The 17,129-nt window shown below is 64.6% G+C and carries 8 protein-coding genes; 2 read left to right on the top strand and 6 right to left on the bottom strand.

Annotation, left to right across the window (positions count from 1 at the left end; translation table 11 throughout):
- The first annotated feature begins 22 nt into the window (after nt 1-22).
- On the top strand, nt 23-2,986 hold the full coding sequence (locus tag OUZ30_RS10905; RefSeq protein WP_266182348.1) for a TonB-dependent receptor domain-containing protein: 2,964 nt from the start codon (nt 23-25) through the stop codon (nt 2,984-2,986).
- Between the two features lie 123 nt (nt 2,987-3,109).
- Nucleotides 3,110-6,547 carry a GH92 family glycosyl hydrolase gene (locus tag OUZ30_RS10900; protein WP_266182347.1) on the top strand — a complete coding sequence of 1,146 codons (3,438 nt, stop codon included), beginning with the start codon at nt 3,110-3,112 and terminating at the stop codon, nt 6,545-6,547.
- A 12-nt stretch (nt 6,548-6,559) separates the two neighbouring features.
- Here OUZ30_RS10900 and OUZ30_RS10895 read toward each other — a convergent pair whose 3' ends face one another.
- The 6 genes from OUZ30_RS10895 to OUZ30_RS10870 form a co-directional block, all read right to left on the bottom strand.
- Nucleotides 6,560-8,647 (bottom strand): oxidoreductase, encoded by a 2,088-nt coding sequence (locus OUZ30_RS10895; protein WP_266182346.1) that lies wholly within the window; start codon nt 8,645-8,647, stop codon nt 6,560-6,562.
- A gap of 135 nt (nt 8,648-8,782) precedes the next feature.
- Nucleotides 8,783-10,096: an amino acid permease gene (locus OUZ30_RS10890; protein WP_266182345.1), complete on the bottom strand. Its 1,314-nt coding sequence runs from the start codon at nt 10,094-10,096 to the stop codon at nt 8,783-8,785.
- A gap of 18 nt (nt 10,097-10,114) precedes the next feature.
- A complete protein-coding gene (locus OUZ30_RS10885) occupies nt 10,115-11,413 on the bottom strand; it encodes a Xaa-Pro dipeptidase (RefSeq protein ID WP_266182344.1) in 1,299 nt (432 codons plus the stop codon).
- Nucleotides 11,410-12,480: an aromatic ring-hydroxylating oxygenase subunit alpha gene (locus tag OUZ30_RS10880; RefSeq protein WP_266182343.1), complete on the bottom strand. Its 1,071-nt coding sequence runs from the start codon at nt 12,478-12,480 to the stop codon at nt 11,410-11,412. Before OUZ30_RS10880 ends, OUZ30_RS10885 begins: the two co-directional genes overlap by 4 nt.
- A 63-nt stretch (nt 12,481-12,543) precedes the next feature.
- Nucleotides 12,544-14,580, bottom strand: coding sequence for a S9 family peptidase (locus OUZ30_RS10875; protein ID WP_266182342.1), 2,037 nt, complete (start codon nt 14,578-14,580; stop codon nt 12,544-12,546).
- Entirely contained in the window at nt 14,577-17,126 is a 2,550-nt protein-coding gene (locus tag OUZ30_RS10870; protein ID WP_266182341.1) for a CehA/McbA family metallohydrolase, read from the bottom strand. The genes OUZ30_RS10875 and OUZ30_RS10870 overlap by 4 nt, the downstream gene beginning before the upstream one ends.
- Nucleotides 17,127-17,129: the final 3 nt, after the last annotated feature.

The following is a 17,129-nucleotide window of genomic DNA, read 5'->3' as shown; positions in this document are numbered from 1 at the left end:
CGATAAAAAAAGAGGGTGCTTGATGAAGATCGGAGAGAACAAACTATGCACGTCGGTGCGTCTGGCGCTGTCGCTGGGCATGCTTGCGGCGAGCACGTACGGGACAGCGGCTTTCGCGCAGGACGCGCAGACGGCGAGTAACGCGGCGCCGGAACAGGCCAAGAGCAAGACACTCGACACGGTCACCGTCACGGGTTCGCTGATTCGCCGTGTAGACGTCGAAACGGCGAGCCCTGTCGTGACCATCGATCGCGCCCAGATCCAGGCCACCGGCAAGCAGACCTTGGGTGATCTGGTGCAGCAGCTTCCAGCGATGACCGGCGGCAACGTCAACCCGCAGGTCAACAACGGCGGCGGCACCGGCGGTTCGAGCATCAACCTGCGCGGCCTCGGTTCCAACCGCACCTTGATCCTGGTGGATGGCCAGCGCCTGCTGAGCAAGGATCCGAACGCCATTCCGGCCGACGCGATCGAGCGCATCGAAGTGCTGCCGACGGGTGCCTCGGCGACCTACGGTTCGGATGCGATCGGCGGCGTGGTGAACTTCATCCTGCGCAGGAATTACCAGGGTGCCACCTTCACCGCCAACGTCGGCCAGTCCGATCGGAACGACGGCAACCAGAGCGGCTATACCTTCACTTTCGGACAATCGTCCGACAAGGGAAGCCTCATGGCAGGTCTCAACTACAACAAGCAGGACGGCGTGCTGGCTGCCGACCGCGCGTTCTCCAAGCATGCACTGACGCTGTCCGGCAGCAACGTGGTGGTCGGTGGCTCGGCATCCACGCCGGTCGGCCGTATCCAGCTCCCCGGCACTGTGGCGGACCCGGCCAAGGGTATTCAAGCCAGCGGGCTTGCCGGCCAGTTCGGTTGCGGCTACGTGTCGTTGAACGCCGGCGGCAACAGCCAGGCGGTCAACAACGCGAACTATCATTGCTACGGCAACGGCGACAAGTACAACTACGCTGCTGTCAACCTGATCATGACGCCACAGGAGCGCACGGGCGGCTTCCTCAATGGCGACTACCACCTCGGCGATCACGTAACGGCCTATGTGGATGCCATTTATCAGAAGACCTCGTCCAACGCTCAGTTGGCGCCGACGGTGTACGGCACGGCGTCGACGGGTGCGGTGATCGATCAGAACAATGCGTTCAATCCGTTCGGCGTGGGTTTCGGTGCGAATGGAAACACCTTGTCCTCGCGCCTGACCTCCAATGGCAATCGCACGGCGATGAACGGCAGCACGGACGCCCAGATCAATACCGGCTTCCGCGGCGACTTCACCGCCTGGGGCAAGAACTGGAACTGGGACGCGGGCTACAACTACGGTCACCAGAGCGTCGTCAAAACGGTCGGTGGTCTGGTTGACGGAACCCAGTTGTATACGGGCGCCTCCACCATGGGTGCCGACGGCGTGGCGACAGGTGCCGGTTGCCCCAGCGTCGTGGCCTGCCAGTTCAATCCGTTTGACATCAACTCACCAGGTTCCGTGGCGGCGATCAAGGCCGCCAGTGTCACGGCCCCTTCGAACCTCTATACGATCGAAAAGACCTGGCACGCCGGCCTTAGCGGCGAGGTGTTCAGCCTGCCGGCCGGTGGCGTGCAGCTCGCCGTGGGCGCTGAATACCGCACGGATTACGAGCGCTCCATTCCTGCGCCGCAGTTGTTGCTCGATCCCAGTACCGGCAACTGTGTCCTCGGCAGCCAGTGCCTCAGCGCTGTGCAAGGTGGCTATAGCACCAAGGACATCTATGCCGAAGCGTTCATTCCGCTGCTGGCGGGCCTGCCGGGCGTGCAGTCGCTTAACCTGACCATCGGCGACCGCTATTCGAAGATCCAGACCTTCGGCAGCACCAACAACTTCAAGTTCGCACTCGAGTACAAGCCGTTCGACGACTTGCTGCTGCGTGGCACGATGGAAGACGTGTTCCGCGCGCCGAACCTCACCGAGCTCTACAGCTCGGGTTCCGATTCACCGATGATCCATACCGATCCGTGTACCGGATTCACCGGTGCGCCGGCTGGCTCGCCGATGGCATTGGCATGCCAGTACGTGCCGACCAACGGTACCTTCGTCAACAACGCCGTGGCGTCGCAGACGCAGGCGGGCACGGTAACGCAGGGTGCCCGCGTGGCCGGCTTCCCGGTCAAGCCGGAACATGGCACCTCGTATGATTTTGGTGCGGTGTACAGCCCGTCGTATGTGCCAGGCCTCTCCACCACGGTTGACGTGTGGCGCGTGACCCTGAACGACACGATCACCAGCGTGGGCTTGCAGAGTCTGCTCAATCTCTGTGCCGCCGGCTCGACCATCTACTGTCAGTACATTCAGCGTACGCCCACCGGCCCGAATGCAGGTCAGCTGCTGCAGTCCACGGTCGAGCCCACCGGCAACCTGGGCAGCATCAGCACCAGCGGCATCGACTGGTCGGCGAACTACAAGTTGCCGCAGTTCGCCTTTGGCCAGTTCAATGTTGGCGTCAACGCGACCTACCTGAAGTACTACACGCAGAACACTGCACCGGGCGTGGCTGGCAATATCACCTACCAGAATGCCGGCCGCTATCTGCCAGGCGGTTCCGCGCAAGCAGCAGCCTGTCCGGACAACATCGGCGGCTGCCTGTTCCCGCGTTGGCGTGCACAGGGCTATGTGGATTGGCAGCAGGGCGGTTGGAGTGCCCAGTGGCGTATGCGCTGGATCAGCAGCTTCACCAACGGCGGCGCCGCGGGTTCGGTCAATGACACGCAGCCGAACTTCGAACCGGGCACGATCCTGCACTACGGCTCGACGATGTACAACGACGTTTCGCTTGGCTACAACGTCGCACCGATCAATACGCGCGTGGACTTTGGCGTGAACAACCTGTTCGACAAGCAGCCGCCTATGCTGTACGCGAACAACACGATCAATGCCAATACCGACCCCAGCGACTTCGACCTGATGGGCCGCTACTTCTGGGCGCGTGTGACGGTCAAGTTCTAACTCGGCCAGTAGTAAGGCGATGGCCTTGGAGGGCTGCGTGGACGCAAGCGCAGCCCTCTCAAAGGCCATCGGGTCAACCAGGACACGAACGTGTATCGCTCAAAGCAAAACTGGATGGCATGAATGAACAACGCATCGCCCGAACGTAGCGGTTTTCCCTATCGATGGGCGCATCTGATGTGCCTGTTGCTGGCCTTGTTCCTGATGGCTGGCGCGTGCGCATCGGCTGGTCATGAGAGCGGCGCCGGTAACGAGGGCGCCACGTTCATGAGTTCGTTCGAAGCGGGCGATGCAACCCCCCGATTGGCTGGCCCAAAGGGCTGGCATCTGAGCGTAGTACCCGGCCCCGGCAAGGAGGAGCCTCCCACCTCCAAGCCGGGCGTCGGCTTTTCAGGCACGCAGGCCTTGCGTTATGACGCCGACGCCGTAGGCGAACAGCATGCTCGGCGCGCGACGCTGTTTCGGCTTCGCCAGCGCGTGGATGCAAACACCCACCTGTCGTACGTGACGTTTCCGGTCAGGTCCGGCGAGGGTGCGCAAAGTCCTGCGCAGTACGTCGCCGTCGACCTGTTATTCGCCGATGGATCGCGCCTGTCCGCACTGAATGCCCAAGACCAACATAATGTGCCTGCCAACGCCGGCGCGCAGGGAAGCGCGCGCGTGCTGTACGACAACCAGTGGAACGCGCTGGATGTCGATGTCGGCGCCGTCGCCGATGGACGCACCGTCATCGCGATTGAACTGACCGAGGATGCCCCGGTGCATAGTCCGGGCTTCCATGGTTATGTCGATGACGTACGTCTGGGTGATGCAGCGTCCGTGGACGCGATGGCCAAGCCCAACAGCTATGTCGATACGCGGCGCGGCAGCTATGCCAACGGACACTACTCGCGCGGCAATACGTTTCCCGCCGTCGCGCTGCCGCACGGCTTCAACTTCTGGACACCCACCACCAACGCGGGTTCCGACTGGATCTATCAGTACCAGGAGCGCAATGACGCTAACAATCATCCGCGGATCGAGGCGTTTGCGCTCAGCCACGAACCCAGTCCCTGGATGGGGGACCGCCAAACCTTCCAGGTGATGCCCGCCGAAGTCACTGCCGGCGCGCCACCGCTGGATCGTTCCGCGCGAGCGCTGAGTTTCACCCACGACCACGAAGTCGCCCGCGCCGACCTGTACCAGGTGCACTTCGATAACGGCATGACGGCGGCGATGACGCCGACCAGCCATGCGGCGATGTTCCGTTTCACCTTCACCGGGAATCGCGCGCAGCTGGTGTTCGACAACCGCAATGACCATGGCGAGATCTCGCTGGAGCCGTCACAGCAGAGCATCAGCGGTTATTCGGATGTCGCGAGTCGACTCTCCACCGGAGCGACGCGGCTGTTCTTCTACGCCACCATCGACCGCCCCGTCGTGGAAAGCGGCCGACTGACCGGGGCAGGGCGCGACCATGTCGCCGCCTGGTTTGGCGTCGACACCAGCACCGATAAGACGGTGACCATGCGCATCGCCACGTCGCTGATCAGCTGCGATCAGGCCAAGCGCAACCTGGCCCAGGAAATTACTTCGAGCGACTCGTTCGACACGGTGCAGGCACGTGCGGCGGCGCGTTGGAACCAGCTACTCGGCGTGGTCGAGCTACCCGACGCCAGGCCATCGGACAAGGTGCTGCTCTACTCCAACCTGTATCGCCTGTTCCTTTATCCCAACGAAGCGTTCGAGAACGTCGGCACGACGGCGCAGCCTGATTATCGTTACGCCAGTCCATTCTCCGCAGCGGTGGGTCCCAGTACACCCACGCAGACCGGAGCACGCGTGCTGGCCGGCCGGCCCTACGTCAACAACGGCCTGTGGGACACCTATCGCACCGCATGGCCCGCGTATTCGCTGCTCACGCCCACGCAGGCCGGCGAGATGATCGACGGCTTCGTCCAGCAATATCGGGATGGCGGCTGGATCGCGCGCTGGTCCTCGCCGGGCTACGCGGACCTGATGGTAGGCACGAGCGCCGACATTGCGTTTGCCGATGCCTGGAACAAGGGTGTGCGCAACTTCGATGTGCGCTCGTTCTACCAGGCTGCGCTGAAGGACGCGACGGTGGTCAGCGATATCGCCGGGGCAGGTCGCAAGGGACTGAGCCGTTCCGTCTTTAACGGTTACGTGGACAACAGCGTCGATGAAGGCTTGTCTTGGTCAATGGCTGGCTATCTCAACGACTTCGGCATCGGTGAACTGGCTAAAACTCTCGCCGCAGCGCACGACGCGAAGGATGCCTACACGGATCACTACGCCGATGACGCGCGTTACTTCCATAGTCGCGCGGAGAATTACACGAAGTTGTTCGATCCGGCCGTTGGATTTTTCGTGGGCCGCACGCCCGGCGGCGCCTGGCGCACCGATGCCGCGCATTTCGACCCCCGCTCCTGGGGTGGTGACTACACCGAGACGAACGCCTGGAACATGGCCTTCGAAGGCGTGCAGGATGGTCAGGGCCTCGCTAACCTCTACGGTGGTCGCGAAGGCCTGGCCAGGAAGCTCGATGCCTTCTTCGACGCGGGCACCGACTTTCAAGTCGGCGCGTATGGCGAGGCGATCCACGAGATGCTCGAGGCGCGCGACGTGCGCATGGGCCAGTACGGCCACAGCAACCAGCCATCGCATCACATTCTCTACATGTACGACTTGGTCGGCGAGCCATGGAAAACGCAGGACAAAGTCCGTGATGCCTTGTCTCGACTCTACGTGGGTAGCGAAATCGGGCAGGGCTATCCCGGCGATGAGGACAATGGCGAAATGTCGGGCTGGTGGCTGTTCAGCGCTGCCGGTTTCTATCCGCTGCGCATGGGCACGCCGACCTATGCCGTTGGCGCGCCCTACTTTCCGCACATGATCATCCATCTGGAAAATGGTCGTGACATTGACATTCGCGCACCCGAAGTGAGCGACCGCAACCGCTACATCCAGAGTGTGACGCTCAATGGTCAGCCATACGAAAAGAGCTGGCTGAATCATGCGGATCTTGCCCGGGGTGCCGCGCTTGTATTCCACATGGGGCCGCAGCCGTCACGCTGGGGCACCGCGGGCGACGATGCCCGGCTGCCGTCGCTTACGCAGGGTGACAAACCGCCGTCGCCGCTGGTCGATCTCGTGGACGCGGTGAAGTCACAGGTGACAGTCGATGGCGACATCGCCGCCGCCCGGGCGGTCAGCGACAACACATCCGAGACGGAAGCGGTGTTGACGGGTGCGAGGCCCGCCGTCCAGGTGCGCTTCGACGCCCCGCAGCGGGTGCTGATGTACACGATCACATCGGCGGCCAAGGAAGGTCAGGGTCCTCGCAGTTGGAAGCTGGAAGGTTCCTCCGATGGCGAGCACTGGACCACGCTGGATCAACGTCGTGACGAAACGTTCCGCTGGCGTCGGCAGACCCGTGTGTTCGCGGCTACCCATCCAGGGGACTTCACTTACTACCGCTTACGCATCGAACCGAACGCCGCGACGCACGCCGTCGCCGTGTCCGAGATCGAGTGGCTCGGGTACCCGCCCGAGTCCTGATCGAGGCCCACCTCATGCCGGTGGGATGCGTCGCAAGTCGTCGGATTCTGCGGTGTGGAAATGACGCTTGAAGGCGACCTCGCCAGGCGGCGCTTCTTCCAGTTCGCGTGCATAGCGATGGCCGGCGTAGATGGCGTGAGCGATCAGGCCGGGGGCTTCGGCATCGCCGATGCAGCGTAGCGAGCGGATGCCTGCATCCGCCCAGTCCGCCTCACGCAGTAGCAGCTCCTGGTACAAGCCGTCGTCGGGCAGGCGCGAGGTGACGAGGACGATCGCGTCGCAGGCGCGTTCATGGCGCTGGCCGTCCCAGCCGTTTTCCAAGGTCAAGGTCGTCTCGGCGAAGGCCGCGATGTTGTGCGACACGATCACTTCGATACCCTGTTTGGCCATCCGCTTGCGGATGTGGCGATAGTCCAGCGTGTTCACGCTCCATGGCGCGACGCTGTCTTCCGGCGTCACGTAGACGACGTCGCAGCCTTGCTGGCGCAGCAGATCGGCCGCAACGCTCGCGTGGTAGAAGCCGTCGTCGTCGAACACCACGACGCGGCCGCTCGGCATGCGGCCATCCAGCAGGTCGTCAGGCGTGAACACGCGCGGGTTGTTGGCGAGGTCGTCGATGCCCAGGCCGTTGCTGCGCCCGAAGCCGTCGCGACGCCAATGGCATCCGGTGGCGAGCACGACATGTTCAGCGCCAAAGTCCAGCACGTCCTGTGCGGTGAGCGCGGAGTCGAGATAAATGGACACATTGGTGAGCTTGCCGATCTGGCCGACGCGCCAGTCGCGCACGCGCGCCCATTCGGCCAGGCCCGGCAGGCGTGCTTCGCGGGTGACGCGGCCGCCCAGTTCGCGGCGTGCCTCGGCGAGGCTAACCCCGTAGCCGCGCTGACCGAGGGCGCGCGCCGCCTCGAGGCCTGCGGGGCCGCCGCCCACCACCAGTACGCGACTCGCCGTGCGACGGGGCTGGATACGCTCCGGGTGCCAGTCCTTGCGCCATTCCTCGCCCATGGTCGGATTTTGCGTGCAACGGATAGGCGAGATGGTCATGTCGCCGGACACGCAGATGTTGCAGCCGATGCACTCGCGAATATCGTCGACGCGCCCTTCCTCGATCTTGCGCGGCAGGAACGGATCGGCGATGGACGGGCGCGCGGCGCCGATCATGTCGATCACGCCACGGCGGATCTGCGACACCATGGTGTCCGGCGAAGTGAAGCGGCCGACGCCAACCACCGGCTTGGTGGTGGTTTTCTTGACGAAATCGATGAACGGTTCTTGCGCGCCTTCGGTGGCGAAGCGCGACGGCACCGAGTCGTTGTACCAGGCGGCTAGATTGACGTCCCACAGGTCGGGCAGCTCGGCCAACAGGCCGACGATGTCCTGCGCCTCGGCCAGTTCCACGCCGCTGGGACCGAGCAGTTCCTCGGTGGCGAAGCGTAGGGCGACGGCGCAGGTATCGCCGACGGCGTCGCGCGAGTCGGCCAGCACTTCGCGCAGCAGGCGCACGCGATTCTCTAGCGAACCGCCGTACTCGTCGCTGCGCTGGTTACGGCGGCGCTGCAGGAAGTGCATCGGCAGCGAGAGGTCGTGTGCGGCATAGACGTAGATGATGTCCATGCCTGCGCGCTTGCCGCGCAGGGCGGCTTCGCGGTGCCAGCGCCGGTATTCGCGGATGTCATGGCGGGTCATCGCCCGCGCTTGCGAGGGGTAGCCGTATTTCGATACCTGATGCGATGGGGCCAGCAGCACTTCGCGCGAGTACAGGTTCGATGCGGTGGGCCCGTTGTGCGACAGCTCCACCGCGGCCAGGGCGCCGTGCGCGTGCACCTTGTCGCACATCAGCGCCAGTGCGGGGATGTCGCGGTCGTCCCACAGTCGCGCCTCCACGTACGGCGTGAGGTCGCTGCTTGGGTGGATCTCGCACTCTTCCGTCGAAATCACGGCCCAGCCGCCCTCGGCCTTGATCTCGCGCATGGCCGCGTGGGCCAGCGGCATCGCGTGACCCATGCCATTGCAATGCGGCACCTGGAAGAAGCGGTTCTTGGCCGTTACCGGGCCGATCTTCAGCGGGGTGAAAAGGATGTCGTAGCGGGGATCGCGCATGGTTAGAACCTGTTCGATAGCTGCACGTGGGTCGCGCCTGAATCTGTTGGTGCGACCGACGATGAAGAACGTATGAGTGTATGTCGATACATGCCCGAGCGATGACGCAGGAAGGCTGCCAAACAGGCCCGCTCCTTAGGCCTTGACGGGGGCGACGGTGTGGCGACGCAGGCGCATATAGGCATAGAGCGGCAGACCCGCGGCCATCAGGGCGAGGGCGAGCAGGAACGGTTCCTCGCCGCTGCCGATGAACGCGAAGGCCACATAGAGCGCGCCGGTGATGGCGACCAGTAGTGCTCGCCGTCCGACCTGGGCGACCGCGCCACGACGCCACAGCACGGCGAGCGCGAGGGAGCAGCACAGATAGAGCGGCAGATTGGCGGCGGTCACCACCCGGGTGAGGAAGGTGAATGCCGCCACCAGCGAGTTGCTGTAGCTCATCCAGATCATGATCGACGCGAGCACGCCGGTGACGATCAAGGCGATGGCTGGTGCACCGTGGCGATTGTTGCGCGCGAACACGGCAGGCAGCACGCCGTTGACGGCCATGGTGCGGGTGAGTTCGCCCACCAGCAGGGTCCAGCCATTGAGCGCGCCGAGTCCGCTGACCACCACGAACAGGGACAGCCAGCGTCCGACGCCGGCGCCTACATACCGGTCCATCAGCGTGGCGAACGGCGCGCCCGAGGTGGCCAGTTCCGATTGCTTGATCAGCAGGATCGGCACGGTGGAGACGACGATGTAGACCAACGCGGTCAGTACGGTTCCGGCCATGGTGGCGCGCGGAATCGTGCGTCCCGGGTTGTCGACCCGGCCTGCCGGAATGCTGGCCGATTCGATGCCGAGCATGGCATACAGGGCGATGGTGGATGCCGCCATCACGCCGGAGAGCGTCACCGGCGTCACCGGCGGATGCGCGACGAAGGTGGCTGGCGTGGTCAGCAGGATCCAGCCGCCGAGCACCGCAATGGCGACCATGGGCAGCAGCTTCAGCACGGTGGTGACGATTTGCACGCCACCGCCCGTGCGCACACCCAACAGGTTCACGGCCACGAACGACCACAGCAGGCCCAGTGCAAACAGCGCCGGCTGAATCCTGCCCAGTTCCGGCATCACCACGGTGATATAGCCGACGACCCCGGTGGCCAGCGCGGCATTGGTAAGCCACAACGACACCCAGTACGCCCACAGTGCCATGTACGCCGGCAGCTCGCCCAAGGTGCTGCGGATATAGCCGTAGGGACCGTCGGCGCCTGGCAGCGCGTGCGAGAGATGCGCGAACACGCGCGCCAGGACCAGGCAACCGGCCAGGGTGACGATCCAGCCGATCAGCGCGTTGAAGCCGTACGGTGCGAGCGACGCGGGCAGGATGAAGATGCCCATGCCAATGACATTGCCTACCACCAGGGCCGTGCAGGTCCAGAAACCGATCTTGTTGCCGTCGCTCATGTCTGCACTCTTGAGAGGTTAGTCGAGGGAAACTGGCTGGCCGTCCTTGACCACGCCTTGCACCTTGCGCAGGCACTCGACGTTTTGCAGCGGATCGCAGGCCACGGCCACCAGGTCGGCGGCCTTGTTGGGTGCGATCGAGCCCAGTTCCTTCTCCTTGCCCAGCAGGCGAGCTGCATCGATGGTGGCCGCGCGGATCGCCTGTAGCGGCGTCATCCCGTAACGAACCATGTACGCGAACTGGCGCGCGTTGTCACCATGCGGATAGACCCCCGCGTCCGTGCCAAACGCAATGTGCACGCCGGCCTTGACCGCCTTGCGGAAACCCTCGCGCTGGGCGTCGGTGGTTTCGATGTTCTTGCGCAGCTTCTCGGCGGACCAGCCCTCGCTTCGACCGACACTGTCGATGTAGTCGCCGTTGTAGACGTCGGCTACCAGCCAGGTGCCGTGCTGTTTCATCAGCGCGATGCCTTCATCGTCGATCAACGAGCCATGCTCGATCGAGCGCACGCCCGCGCGCACCGCGCGCTTGATGCCTTCGGCGCCATGAGCGTGCGCGGCCACGAACTTGCCGCGCTTGGCGGCCTCTTCCACGGCGGCGTGGATCTCCGCTTCGGTGTACTCCGATTGCCCCGGCTCGGTGCCGTCGGTGAGTACCGCGCCGGTGGCGATGACCTTGATCAGGTCGGCGCCATGGTCGAGGATGATGTCGACATGCCGGCGCACGTCGTCGACGCCTTTGGAGACGCCGCGGCGAAACTCCATCGGCACTTCCGTGCCAGGTGGCAAGCCGGTGATCTCGCCACCGCCGCCCGGGATGGTGATATAGGCGCCCGCCACGAACATCCGCGGCCCCGGCACTTCGCCCGCATTGATCGCGTCGCGCAGGGCGATATCGGCAAAGCCGCGATAGACGCCGACGTCGCGCACCGTGGTGAAGCCGGCACGCAAGGTGTCATGCGCGTTCTTGGCGCCGATGAAGGCATCGCGTGCCGGGTTGCTCTTCAACGCCGCGCCGGGGTCGGCGGTCTCGGTTTCATCGGCGATGTGGGTATGCATGTCCATCAGGCCGGGCACCACGGTGTAGCCGGTCCAGTCGAGGACTTTCGCGCCGCTGGCGGCGGCAGCGGACCACGGCTGTACGCTGACGACGCGACCGGCCTGGATGGTCACGGCCTGGTCGGCCAGCATCTTGCCGGTGTCGACGTCGAGCAGGTGGCCGGCATGCACCACCGTGCGCTCCGCGCCCTGGGCGGCGGCAGGCATGGCTGCCATCACCACGATGGCGCAGAACAGGCTGGACAGCTTCATCCTCATGCAGAATCTCCCGCGTCACGGGCGTAGGCCGTGCGCAATAAGTTGTGGAAATGCCAGACGCCGCCTTCGCGCCTGGGGCACAGCCTTCCTGGCTCGTAGTAACCGGAAGCCAGCCCCTTCTGCACGGCCTCGCAGATGTCGATGTCTTCTTGCTGCACTTCGTCGCTGAAACTCTGGTCGGCCGCGATGCGCGCCTGTGCGGCATCGTCCTGCGCGTAGTAGTAGTCGAATTCCACGCGGCAGCGCCCCGGCCCCAGCGGCAGGATGCGGTTGGTCTGCAGCCGACCCGGCATGATGTTGAGCATCACATTGGGATAGATGAAGTAATAGAACGCCTGGCCATCGCCATAGATGTCCGCGCTGTTGCGCAGCGGCGAGGACTGCAGCGAGTACCAGGGGAACAACTCCGTGTCGTAGACGCGGTAATCGAGCACCCTCGACAGGCCCGGGTGCACGTGGGGCAGGTGATAGCCCTCCAGGAAGTTGTCGATGTAGACCTTCCAGTTGCACTCGATGTCGTAGCTGTCGCGGCGCAGGTAGCGCATGGCGGACAGGTCGATCGGAGCGATGCGTTCGGCGATATCCGCATACACTTCCTCGAACGGAGGCACGGAAGGGTCCAGCGCCACGAATACCAGGCCCTGCCACTCGTGCACGCGCAACGGTGGCAAGCGAATGTCCTCGACGCGGAAATCGCAGGCGCTCTGCATCTCGGGCGCGACGCGCAGCTGGCCTTCCAGCGTGTAGGTCCAGCCGTGGTACTTGCAGTGCAGTGAGCGCGCGCCCTTGCCGTTGCACAAGGCCAGTGGCCCGGCACGGTGGCGGCAGACGTTGGGAAAGGCACGCAGCACGCCATCCTGGCCGCGCACCAGCAGCACCGGCACGCCACCCACGTGTTCGACCACGTGATCGCCCGGCTCGGCCAGCAGACCCTGGTGCGCCACCAGCTGCCAGCTGCGCGCGAATACCGCGCGCTGCTCCATCGTCAGCATGTTGTCGCCGAAGTAATAGCGAGGCGACAGGGCGCGGGCGTGATCGAGGCTGGTGATGGTGGTGTCAGCTGGCATGCGTGGTTTCACTCTCGGCTGGGACTGGTGGCCGCAAGGCCTGTTCGACGGAGACTACACGGTTCATGGCGCGTCGCCCGCGCGCTTGAGGAAGCGGTCGTACCAGGCCAGGTTGCGCTCCATGCGGTCGCGCAAATAACTGGGCACGGTGAGGCCGTGATGCTGGCCCGGATAGACCACCAGTTCGGTGGGAAGACGCAGTGAGCGCAGGGCCTGGTACATCTGCTCGGCGCCGATGCACGGCACGTTGAAGTCGCGCTCGCCGCACTGGAACAGCGTCGGCGTCTTGATCTGGTTGGCATGCAGGAACGGGTAACTGGCGCGGTCCCAGGTGGCGCGGTGGTCCCACGGCGTACCAAGTTCGAGCTCGTACTCGCGCGAATATTCGTCGTCGCCGTACATGCCATACATGTTGCCGGATCCCGCACCGGCGATGGCGGCCTTGAAGCGTGTGTCGCGCGCGATCAGCTCATCGGTGAGGATCGCGCCGTAACTCCAGCCACCGACGCCCAGATGCTCCGCATCGGCAACACCAAGTTGTACCGCGTGATCGACGCCGGCCAGCACGTCCTGTGCGTCCTTGTTGCCCCAGTCGGCGTAGATGGCCTTGGAAAATTCGAAGCCGCGGCCGGAGCTGCCACGAGGATTCACGGCGAGCACGGCATAGCCATGGGCGGCGTAGACCTGCCAGTCGGGCATGAATTCGTGGCTGAACTGGTACACCGGGCCGCCGTGCACGCGCACGATGGTGGGATAGCGATGGCCAGGCACGTAGTCGAGCGGTTTGGTCAGCAGGGCGTCGAGCGCGGTGCCGTCGGCGCTGTTGAAGTGCACAGTCTCGGCGGCTGCGAGGCGCTTGTCACCCAACCAGCCGTTGTGATCGCTGAGGGCGCGCAGGGTGTCGTGTTCGACGGCGGCCAGCTCAGCGGGGTGCCTGTCGTCCGCGCCAAGCACCACGATGCGGCCGTTGGCGGAGACGTCCAGATCGGAATCGAAGCGATCGCCATGGGTCAGTGCCGTGACCTTGCCCGTGGCCAGGTCGATGCGCGACAGGTGGGTGACTTCGGCCTGTTCGACCAGCGCATACACGCTGCGCCCATCCGGTGACCAGCGCGGCTTGGTAAAGCAGCGGTCGATCGGCGCCGGCAGCCTGGCCTTGCCGGTGGCCACGTCGACTACGGCAAGTTGCCAGGGGGCGTAGTAAATCCAGCGGTCTTCGTCGCTTTGCAGGTAGGCGATGTGGCTGCTGTCGGGGCTCCATGCCGGGCGCGTTTCCCAGTAGGGATCGAGGTCGGAACCCGGGAACGTGGTGAGTTGGCGTTCCTTGGCGCCGACCTGCGGTGCGATCACATAGATGTCGAAGTTCAGGTGACGATCGGGATCGTCGCCGCGCTTGGTGACATAGGCGATCAGCTTGCCGTCGGGCGACCACGCCGGCAGCATTTCGTCATGCTTGCCCGTGGTAAGCAGGCTGGCTTTGCCGCTGCCGATGTCGACGACGTAGAGGTGCTTGTGGCGGTGGTTGAGCCAGCCGTCGTCGTCGTCCTTGAACTGGAAACGGTCGGTGACGATCGGCGGCGGGTTCTTCGGCTTCTTTGCGTCGGCCGGGCGCTCGGAGTCGAATGCGATCACGGCGAGCTGCCTGCCGTCCGGCGCAAGCACGAAGTCCTCCACGCCGCTGGGCATGTCGGTGAGCCGGCGCGCTTCGCCGCCATCGGCGGGCATCATCCACACCTGCGTTTTCGTGTCGTCGTCAGTGGCGTTGCCGTCCAGCTTGCGGTCGGACAGGAAGGCTATGAACTTGCCATCCTCCGACCATTGCGGCCGCGACTCATTGCTGTCGGGCGTGCGGGTAAGCTGGATGCCCGCGCTGCCGTCGTAGCGCACGCGCCACAGGTCCGACTGCGCTTGATCGCGGTCGGGGTTGGCGGTGGTGACGGTATAGACGATGAATTGGCCGTCACGCGACAACGCCGGCTCGCCAACGTCGGCGAGTCGGTTGATGTCAGCCGCGGTGAAGCGCGTATCGTCGGCATGCACGAAAGTGGCGCTGCCGAGCAGCACCAGCAGGGACATGACCTGAGTCGAGAATCGCTTCATGGGGTGCCTTGCACGGATCGGGTGGAAGCTTCGCCGCCTGCCAGGGAGCGATACGCATCGCGCGCCTGACTGAGATAGTCGAGCGTCGTGCGCTTCTCCTCGGGCGTGTTGTAGTCGTCGCGTGCAGCGGCCGCCTCGATGGTGCGAGACAACCAGCTGGCGAACCAGGCCGCGTCGTCGCGTGCGCTTGGCGCCAACACATGCTCGCCCAGCCACACGGGGTTGGTGGTGGCGTAGGGATACAAGTCGAGCACCTGTGGATCGGCGTGGTCGTTCCACGCGCGCAGCAACACCCAGCCGCCGTCGAGATCAAGGTCGCCGGCAGCGTCGAACTGCCGATGATCTCCCGTCAGCGCGAAGGTCTTCACCACCTTGCCGTTGTGGATCAGTTCCAGATGTTCGACTGCCACCGGCGAGCGCAAGGCCACGCGATAGTGATGGCGGCCGGTTGTCCCGAGCGTGTCGCCAGGTTTTCCCTCATCGAGCAGCAGTCCAAGTAGCGGGCCGTTGCTGGCGAAGCCGTGGCCGGCCTTCAGTGCGGCCATGGCCGAGTCGACGTCGCGCTTGCCGCCGGTATCCAGAAACACACGGTTAAGTCCCACCGGACCGCGCAACGAGGCGTAGTTGGCCATGGCGTCAGTACCCGCGCCGGTAGACAGGTGGAAGCCCAGGTTGAGCAGGCGATACCACACTTGCGCCGTGGCCTGGTGATCGGAGAAGCCCATCACCTCGATGTAGTCGACCTTGTGCTCGATCACATCGGCGGGAAGTTCGTCGCTGAGCACGGCGTCGTGCACGGGGTCGGGCAAGGTGTCGAACGGATGCACGTAGCCGACGACTCCGCCCTGGGCGTGGGCCAGATCGGCGATCGCGCCATTGGTGGGGTAGGGACTGGCGAACGCGGTATGCCGGTAGGCGGAAAAATCCGGCGTCAGGAAGTGGTCGCCCAGATGCAGCAGGCCCAGATGTCCCCAAAAGCTGGTGTGAAATTCCTGGCCGTGCTGGACCAGGCTGCGTGGCGTGCTGGCCGGATCGGCGTCGGTGCGGAACGACGCGATATCGGGCACCCGTTCTTCCTTGTTGACCACCAGGTCATAGGCGAGGTCCAGGTCCTCCGCGCGCGCCTGCTGGGCAAGGTTGGCCGGCGTGTTGCGGTAGTGGCCGCCGTAGTTCATGTGGATATGCAGGTCGGCGCTGATCCAGTCGCCGAACGTGGCAGGCAGGGGCTGTGCCTGCAGTGCAGCGCGCAGCGATGTCGTGCGACCTGCTGGCGCCTGCAGCGTCTTTCGCCATGGTGAATAGACGAAGCCATGCTGCACCCATAGCTGCACCTGTCCCGCGGGTACGTCGAGTGCGCAGGGCGAGGCGCAATGGAAGTAATGCGTCTCGGTGGCCTGTAGCTTGCGGTCAAAGCCGTCGTCGGCATGCATCCAGGCGTCGCGGGGCGCATAGGCACGCGCATCGTTGCCCAGTACGGCGACACGCGCCGGTGTGCGCTCGCCATGTTCGTCCACGATATCGAGCACCAGGCGCGCCATCGGCATCTTGTACTGCCGAGTGGTGGGAACGATCGCGTGCGAGGCGCCGCCCAGCGTGTCCATGACCTGTAGCGAGGTATTGCCCGACTGGTTATCGATGTAGGCGATGCGTCGGCCGTCGGGCGACCAGCGTGCGTTGCGGCGGTCGAAATCGCCGAACGTCAACGGCAAGGGCGCAGCGCCACCCGGCGTGGTGAGCCAGAGTTGCTGCCACTGCCGGCCGCGATAGCTCGCGTAGAGCAGCCGCTTGCCATCGGGCGCGAGCTCCGGCCGTGCATTCCAGTTGGTCTCCTCGCTGAGGACTTTCCTGCGTTGTGCTGGATCGGCGACTGGCACCGCCCAAAGGTCACCCGTGCCCCAGGCGATTTCCGGATTGCTGACGACATAAAGCGTCTTGCCATCAGGTGACCACGAAGGATTGATCGCGTGATCGAAGGCCGAATAGTAGTAACGGTCCAGCGTGCTCTTGCGCTCGCCGAGCAGGTTGCGCACGTGGCGCAAGCCGGACGCGTCGATGTCGGCGACAAACAGGTTGAAATGGCCGGTACCCTGCGTCGACACCCAGGCCAGCTGTCGCCCGTCGGGCGACAAGCGTGGCTCGACGTTGACCGCCCCACCCGTAGTGAGTGGTTTCTCGCTGCCACTCACCAGGTCCAGTCGCCACAGTTCGATGGCGTTGCCGTCGTAGCGGGCGAAGACTACGCTGCGGCCGTCGCGCGCCGCATCGGGCTGGTCGTCGTAGGCGTGCGCGGCGTGGGTCAGTTCGGTGGCGGTGTCGCCATCGATGCGTTGCCGCCACAGCGAGCCAGCCATGCTGTAGATCAGCGCATCGCCGTCGGGCAGGAAGCTCACCGAGCCGGGGCCGGTGGTGACCTGGGGCAGGTACAGCTCGCGCCAGTAGTAGCTGTGCGGCAGGTCGATCTGCTTGAGCACAGGCTCGCGTGCGGCCTGCGCCGTGCCCATGCACGACAGGAGAGCCAGCAGGAAGATCGAATGGCGACGATGCATCGG

Origin of the sequence: Dyella humicola, from assembly GCF_026283945.1 — a bacterium.
Lineage (GTDB): Bacteria > Pseudomonadota > Gammaproteobacteria > Xanthomonadales > Rhodanobacteraceae > Dyella > Dyella humicola.
The sequence above is the reverse complement of the archived record's forward strand: the minus strand, read 5'-3'. Positions and strand labels throughout refer to the sequence as shown.

Bases quoted from the DNA above. Each gene is read 5' to 3' on its own strand.
- OUZ30_RS10880 (WP_266182343.1), bottom strand. From the start codon at position 12,480: ATGCCAGCTGACACCACCATCACCAGCCTCGATCACGCCCGCGCCCTG.
- OUZ30_RS10900 (WP_266182347.1), top strand. From the start codon at position 3,110: ATGAACAACGCATCGCCCGAACGTAGCGGTTTTCCCTATCGATGGGCG.
- OUZ30_RS10895 (WP_266182346.1), bottom strand. From the start codon at position 8,647: ATGCGCGATCCCCGCTACGACATCCTTTTCACCCCGCTGAAGATCGGC.
- OUZ30_RS10905 (WP_266182348.1), top strand. From the start codon at position 23: ATGAAGATCGGAGAGAACAAACTATGCACGTCGGTGCGTCTGGCGCTG.
- OUZ30_RS10890 (WP_266182345.1), bottom strand. From the start codon at position 10,096: ATGAGCGACGGCAACAAGATCGGTTTCTGGACCTGCACGGCCCTGGTG.
- OUZ30_RS10885 (WP_266182344.1), bottom strand. From the start codon at position 11,413: ATGAGGATGAAGCTGTCCAGCCTGTTCTGCGCCATCGTGGTGATGGCA.
- OUZ30_RS10875 (WP_266182342.1), bottom strand. From the start codon at position 14,580: ATGAAGCGATTCTCGACTCAGGTCATGTCCCTGCTGGTGCTGCTCGGC.
- OUZ30_RS10870 (WP_266182341.1), bottom strand. From the start codon at position 17,126: ATGCATCGTCGCCATTCGATCTTCCTGCTGGCTCTCCTGTCGTGCATG.